We start from the raw sequence: 6644 nt of genomic DNA on the forward strand, positions 1-6644 counted from the left end.
AAGTTTTTAAGTGCGCAAACCTTTGTAATATTAGATAAAAGGATAAAATCACGATGATAAAATATATGAAATGGATGACTTCTGTTTTACTGGTTGCAATTAGTTTTGCAACGATTTTGTGGACGCATACGAGTATTGCAAATACGAGTACCCAGACAAATATAACAATTGATCATGTTTCAGGCACGACTTCTGTTCCCACTTCTCCGCAAAAGGTTGTTGTGTTTGATCTTGCCTCGCTAGATAATATGAATCGCCTTGGTATCCAAGCAGTTATCGGCCTTCCTGAAGGAAAAAAACCTTCCTATCTGCAACAATTTGACGATGCAAAATATGAAAGAATTGGAACCGTTTTTGAGCCAGATTATGAAAAAATTGCCACTCTTCAACCCGATTTGATTATTATTTCCTCCAGAACTCAAGCAAAATATAAAGACTTATCCAAAATAGCCCCAACAATTGATCTAACCGTAGAAAACGAAAATTCTCTTGAAGATATAAAACGAAATGTGTCTATCCTTGGAAAAATTTTTGGTAAAACACAAGAAGCAGAAAAGGAAATTGCAAAAATCAATGAAGCTTTTGCTGAAGTCCGTAAAAATACCCAAGGAAAAGGCACTGGGCTCATACTCATGACCTCTGGTGGAAAAATCAGTGCTTTCGGACCAAAATCACGTTTCGATATTTTTCACTCCGCTTTTGGAATTGCCCCTGCAACCGATAAACTTACCGTGCAAAAACATGGACAACTCATTTCTCCTGAATTCATTCTTGAAACCAATCCTGATTGGTTGTTAGTGATTGATCGCGATGCAGCCATTGGACGGGAAGGACAATCCGCAGCACAATTGCTCAACAATGAGCTTGTTCACCGCACAACAGCAAGCAAACAAAACCAAATTATTTATTTGGACTCTTGGAGTTGGTATCGTGCAAATGGCGGTTTAACGGCACTCATTGAAACCGCACAGCAGATCAATGAAGCCTTTACAAAGAGCAAATAAGCCCACGAAAGAGCTTGCTTGCTATATAAATAAAATTTAAAAGCAGAGGTTGTTTATAAAATAACCTTTGTTTTTTTATTAAATTTTGTTAGAAAATGATTTAACGTGAAGAATTACTGGATAACCATAACACTTCTAATTTTCCTGTCTATCCTCAGCATTTTTGTTGGTTATTCTGATGTCTCACCTTCTAACCTTTTCGCAGCCGATCCCCATGCGTGGCTTATTTTTTGGCAAACGCGTCTTCCTCGTACCATTGCAATCCTTTTAGTAGGCGCAGCACTTGCACTTTCAGGTATGATTATGCAACTATTAACACGCAATCGCTTTGTCGAGCCATCAACCGTCGGAACCGTTGAATCTGCTTCCCTTGGCATTCTTTTTATTATGATTTTTTTGCCCGATGTTCCTGTTTTAGGAAAAATGGTCGTTGCGACAATCTTTGCCATGGCAGGCACTTTACTTTTTATGTTTTTATTGCAACGCATTCCTCTAAAATCTGCTCTCATTGTACCCCTTACAGGGATTATGCTAAGCTATATTATTGGCTCTTTAACCAATGCCATTGCAGATTATGAAATGTTACTTCCTTCTCTTCAAGCTTACTTATTTGGCAGTTTTTCGATGGTTCTTGAAGGAAAATATGAACTCTTATGGCTATCTCTTCCCCTTTGTATTCTGGCCTATTGTACTGCTGATCGCTTTACGGTTGCAAGTTTGGGAGAAGATTTAACCAATAACCTTGGATTGAATTATCGTGTTGTCATGTTTTTTGGTCTTTTTATTGTCGCCTCAATTACCGCTGTTGTCGTCTGTACCATTGGCCGTATCCCTTTTGTTGGGTTGATTATTCCAAATATTGTTTCAAGTTTCATGGGAGATAATATGCGCTATACCGCTCCTTGGGTGGCCATCAGCGGTGCAGGATTGGTCTTGATTTGTGATCTTTTAGGACGAATCATTCATCCCTCTCTTGAAATTCCCATCAGCACCATAATGGGTGTAATCGGTAGTTTTATTTTTATGATACTGCTTTTACGCTGGAGAAAGCGTCTTGGATAGAAGAAGAAAAACAATATGTGTACTAACAACACTTATCATCATAGCATGTACTATCATTAGTCTTTACATGACGTGGAATATCAATGTTTATACATGGAAATTTCGTCTTACAAAACTTTCCTCTCTACTTCTTATTGCCTATGCAATAAGCGTTTCCACGGTTTTATTTCAAACAATCGTTAATAACCGTCTTCTTACTCCTTCAATTATGGGATTTGATCAGCTTTATATTTTAATAAAGACTGCCCTAATGTATTTTGTAGGCTCTCTTTCTTTGCCCTTTTTGAATGAAGAAGGACAGCTTGTTCTTGAAGCCCTCATTCTTATCCTTTTTTCAATAAGCCTTTTTCGCTGGCTCTTTTCAGGAAGCCTAAAAGGACTTCATTTGACGCTTTTAATCGGTGTTGTTTTAGGCGGATTTTTTTTCAGTTTACGGATGTTTATGCAATTGCAACTAAATCCAGACCAAATGATGAATTTAACCGATATTATGTTTGCAAATTTTAATAAATTTAATACACCGTTAATAGGCTTTGCCACAATCATTGTCTTCATTGTAAGTTTGATTGGATGGCGTTCACGTCATCTTCTTGATATTTTGGCTTTGGGACGTGAAAATGCTCTCAATCTTGGCGTTAATTACCACAAAAGTGCGACAGCTGTCCTTATTTTTGTTTCCATTCTCGTATCCATTTCCACCGCATTAGTAGGCCCCGTCACCTTTTTTGGACTGTTAGTTGCCAACCTTTCCTATGAACTTTCTCCTCAAGCAAAACACAGTATTGTTGTTCCAATTGCAATATTATTGGCTATTATTTGTCTGGTGGGGGGACAATTTATTTTAGAACAAATTTTTCATATGGCAGGGCGTTTAAGTTTTATCATTGAGTTTTGTGGGGGAATTGTTTTTTTAATGTTACTGATGAAGGGAAAACTAAAATGATTGAGATCAATCATCTTTCCAAGGCTTACGGAACACGATTGATTATCGATAATTTATGCCTTCATATTCCAAAAGGGGGGATTATTTCTCTCATTGGGCCCAATGGTTCCGGAAAATCAACTCTTTTAATGCTGATAAGACGTCTTTTACCGCACCATCAAGGGACAATTAACATTGACGGCTTTGATATTGATAAAATTCCTCACGATATTTTGGCTCAAAAACTCTCAATTTTACGTCAAGATAATCCTTTATCCTTCCGTTTAACCGTGTATGATTTAGTAAGTTTTGGGCGCTATCCTTATTCAAAAGGCTGGTATACACATGAAGATAAACAATTTATCGACAGTGCACTACGCTATCTCGGCTTACAAGATTTACAAGACCGTTTTTTAGATGAACTTTCTGGCGGTCAGCGTCAACGCGCTTTTATAGCCATGGTTATCTGCCAAGACACTGATTATCTTCTCTTAGATGAGCCATTAAACAATCTGGATATGAAACATGCCGTTTCTATGATGAAGCAATTACGCCGCACAGCTGATGAACTGAAAAAAACCATTCTTATTGTTATGCACGATATTAATTTTGCCTCATCTTACTCAGATATGATTGTTGCATTGAAAAATGGGAAAGCGGCCTATTGTGGGACTCCAAAAGAAATTATGCAACCAGAAATTCTTAAAGACATTTATGATGTCGATATTCAAATCAAAACAATTAATGACATCCCTATCGCTCTTTATTATCGATAATCATAAAGATTTTTTGCGCTTGCATGCACTATAGAATCTACTAGGGATAGTAAAATTAGCTTATTGGGGAATAGTTTAATGGTAGAACAGCGGACTTTGACTTCGTCAATCTTGGTTCGAATCCAAGTTCCCCAGCCAGTATTTAATGCCAGCCAGTATTTAATGATTGTAGCTTGTCATCGGGTTTTGTATAATTTGAAAGCAGGTTTTGCATCAATTTATTTTTTTCAAAGGATCTGCAAAACTTTCAAGGGTTATTTAAAATCCCTTTAATGCATATTTTCTCTTCCTCTAAAAATTGCAATTTGAGATGATAAGCTCTTGAGCCGGTGCGGATTCTTTGAACCACATGTATAAGATGTGCCAACCTCTTTTATCTTAAATTGGCTAAAGATTTTTCAGATCTGAGACACATCATTGAGAGAGAAGAATTTTTCTCTTGCGCAAGCAAAACAAACATTGTCTGGTAATCCTCTCGCAAATAAATCCTTTCCATAGTAATACACGTATATCTGGCTCTGTTTACGGGAAAGCCTTATCTAATAGCTACAAACCTATCTAAAGAGAGAATTCAAAAAAGAAAGCCGAGCCAAATGATATGACGCGGCTTTCAGATATTGATTATAAGATTCAAATGAATCATCCACAATGGAGTAGTAAATTCATATATACAAAACGTATCATATTGCAAGTGCTCTATTTAGAAATATGAAAACTTATCAAAAGAAACGTAAATGATAGCTATGATTTGATATCATTCATTAGCATTATAGAATCTATAAACGCTTGGTAACTTTATCAATCCAATCAAAAGAAAATGCATCTTAAATGAATGTCTTCTCAATAAGGCTTTCATAAGTATCTTTTCATTTTGCACTCAAATGTAACTTCTTTGCAAATTAACCAGCTCAAATTTGAGTTGGCAAAATTAACCAATCCAATTTTGGAGGCGTTATCTTTAGAATAGCCATCTTTAAACATTATAGCTTTTGACTCAAAATTGAATAAAATCCCATACCTTAGATGTTACAATGGTTTTGAATTTTGCTGCCTCATCTTTTTTTCAATAGGTGCCTCCAAAATTTGGGGGGAGCTCATTTGGTTTCGTATTTTTAATGTAACTTTTAAAACGTTTTTTTCTCGCTTGCTTGCGTTATATCATTGAAATGCTTTCGGTTTCATAAGACATAACATTGTGATTTTCATTCTATATTGTGATGATAGTATCTATATAATGCCTGCCTATCATTTACTAACTTTTTAGTAAGTGTTTTTAAAAATGATCTTGTCTTTAAATCCTTTTATGCAATCTTTATGAACTAAATCTATAAGCTTATGATAGTTTCAAACGATTATTCCTTTTAAGGTTACACTCAAATAAAGAGCAAAACACATCCATTCTTAAACGTATGCAATTTATGTTATTGATAATTCCAAACGACTGAAATTTAAAACAATGTGATTTGTGCTGTGATAAAAACGTATCATAAAATTTATGACCTGTTATGAATGATAACCGCTTTTCATTTCATTTGAATGCACCTATGCGTTATAGTATTTGCATCATGATTTGCTTTTTATAGTCTATACATCCATGGCAATCTTATATAAAAAATGATCAATTCAAACATGCATAAAAGTAGGGATTCTTAAGTGGATTCATACAAAATAACTGCACTTAATATATTGATTTTATTAGTTTTTATGTACAAAACCTTTTTAACTTCATAAAGATATCAATTTCCTTGTAAAAAATATTCCTCCCATTCCAACAAAAGACTCCACATAAGGCGATAAGGGATAGCTTCTATGATTTTACAAGTACTGATCGCTGGCCATGCAATAACGCCGACTGATGTCCAAGCCAATTAGACCGCCTGTGGAAACAGGCAGGTTGTGGGGCTGAATATAGTGGAACAGCACCGAACGGATAAGCCACGCGTCGTAAGTAAGCCTCTTAGCTTGCATAGCTTATAGGTTTTGGAAACAGACAATTATTATAATTCAGGTATTATAATTCAGACAATTAAAGATCAGATCTCAAGCTTTTTAATCCAGTGGACAAACACGAATAATATGTCCGTCTGGATCTTTGATTAGGAAGGTACGTCCAAATACATCAGTATACGGTTCCTTCAAAACATTTATCTCAACAGTGGTTTGCTCTTTCCATTCCGCATAGAGCTTATCTACGTCCTCTCCAGTAGGCAACATAATGCCGATTTCTGAAAAACGAGGTGCATTTTCCTCAGGCGTATCGCCCCCAGACCAGAGAGCAAAGAGAGCATCCCCCGAAGAAGCAAATGCAACATAGCGTGGCGAGGTAAACACAGGTTCTTTCTTGAAGATGAATTTGTAAAAAGCCGTAGAGTACTCTATGTTTGAAACGTATACCAACTGTAGGTTTGGGGTAACAGGATAAGTAGGAATATTACTCATAAATTCTCCATGATTTAGTAGCTGTTGCCTGACAGGCATATACCTATTAGAGAATATTTCAACAAGAGTTTGTGATGCCTCCATTCGCGGTGTGCTCTATTTATATGTTTTTATTCGCTTATTGCTATATGCTAAAATATTGAGACCGCCACTACTGGGATTATAATGATATCCCTATCGCTCTTTATTATCGATAATCTAAAGATTTTTTGCACTTGCCTACACTATAGAATCTGCTAGAAATGGTAAAATTGGCTTATTGGGGAATAGTTTAATGGTAGAACAGCGGACTCTGACTCCGTCAATCTTGGTTCGAATCCAAGTTCCCCAGCCAGTTTGTATGTAGCTGTTGTAGCTTGCCAGCTGTAGCTTGCCAGCAGGTTTTGTATAATTTGCCACTAGGTTTTGTACCAATTTATTTTTTTTCAAAGAGTTTTTAAG

At 36.1% G+C, this 6644-nt stretch carries 6 protein-coding genes and 2 tRNA genes; 6 read left to right on the forward strand and 2 right to left on the reverse strand.

Going from position 1 to position 6644, the window contains the following annotated elements; all coding sequences use genetic code 11:
• Positions 1 to 53 precede the first annotated feature (53 nt).
• From ACFIM6_RS08055 to ACFIM6_RS08075, 5 genes are all read left to right on the forward strand, one after another.
• Positions 54 to 1004 carry a siderophore ABC transporter substrate-binding protein gene (locus tag ACFIM6_RS08055; RefSeq protein ID WP_375612402.1) on the forward strand — a complete coding sequence of 317 codons (951 nt, stop codon included), beginning with the start codon at positions 54 to 56 and terminating at the stop codon, positions 1002 to 1004.
• 105 nt (positions 1005 to 1109) lie between these two features.
• The gene (locus ACFIM6_RS08060; protein ID WP_375612403.1) at positions 1110 to 2066 is read left to right on the forward strand and encodes an ABC transporter permease; all 957 of its coding nucleotides are present in this window, start codon (positions 1110 to 1112) and stop codon (positions 2064 to 2066) included.
• 67 nt (positions 2067 to 2133) lie between these two features.
• On the forward strand, positions 2134 to 3009 hold the full coding sequence (locus tag ACFIM6_RS08065; RefSeq protein WP_375612404.1) for an iron chelate uptake ABC transporter family permease subunit: 876 nt from the start codon (positions 2134 to 2136) through the stop codon (positions 3007 to 3009).
• Positions 3006 to 3764: an ABC transporter ATP-binding protein gene (locus ACFIM6_RS08070; protein ID WP_375612405.1), complete on the forward strand. Its 759-nt coding sequence runs from the start codon at positions 3006 to 3008 to the stop codon at positions 3762 to 3764. Before ACFIM6_RS08065 ends, ACFIM6_RS08070 begins: the two co-directional genes overlap by 4 nt.
• Before the next feature lie 64 nt (positions 3765 to 3828).
• Positions 3829 to 3902, forward strand: a tRNA-Gln gene (locus ACFIM6_RS08075).
• A gap of 1598 nt (positions 3903 to 5500) precedes the next feature.
• Here the strand turns inward: ACFIM6_RS08075 and ACFIM6_RS08080 are convergent.
• Positions 5501 to 5632 carry a hypothetical protein gene (locus tag ACFIM6_RS08080; RefSeq protein ID WP_375612406.1) on the reverse strand — a complete coding sequence of 44 codons (132 nt, stop codon included), beginning with the start codon at positions 5630 to 5632 and terminating at the stop codon, positions 5501 to 5503.
• 181 nt (positions 5633 to 5813) lie between these two features.
• The gene (locus tag ACFIM6_RS08085) at positions 5814 to 6203 is read right to left on the reverse strand and encodes a VOC family protein (protein WP_375612407.1); all 390 of its coding nucleotides are present in this window, start codon (positions 6201 to 6203) and stop codon (positions 5814 to 5816) included.
• A 260-nt stretch (positions 6204 to 6463) separates the two neighbouring features.
• Between ACFIM6_RS08085 and ACFIM6_RS08090 the strand changes: the two genes are divergently transcribed.
• Positions 6464 to 6537 (forward strand) — tRNA-Gln (locus ACFIM6_RS08090).
• Positions 6538 to 6644 lie beyond the last annotated feature (107 nt).

This window comes from Bartonella sp. AA9NXGY (assembly GCF_042196845.1).
GTDB lineage: Bacteria > Pseudomonadota > Alphaproteobacteria > Rhizobiales > Rhizobiaceae > Bartonella.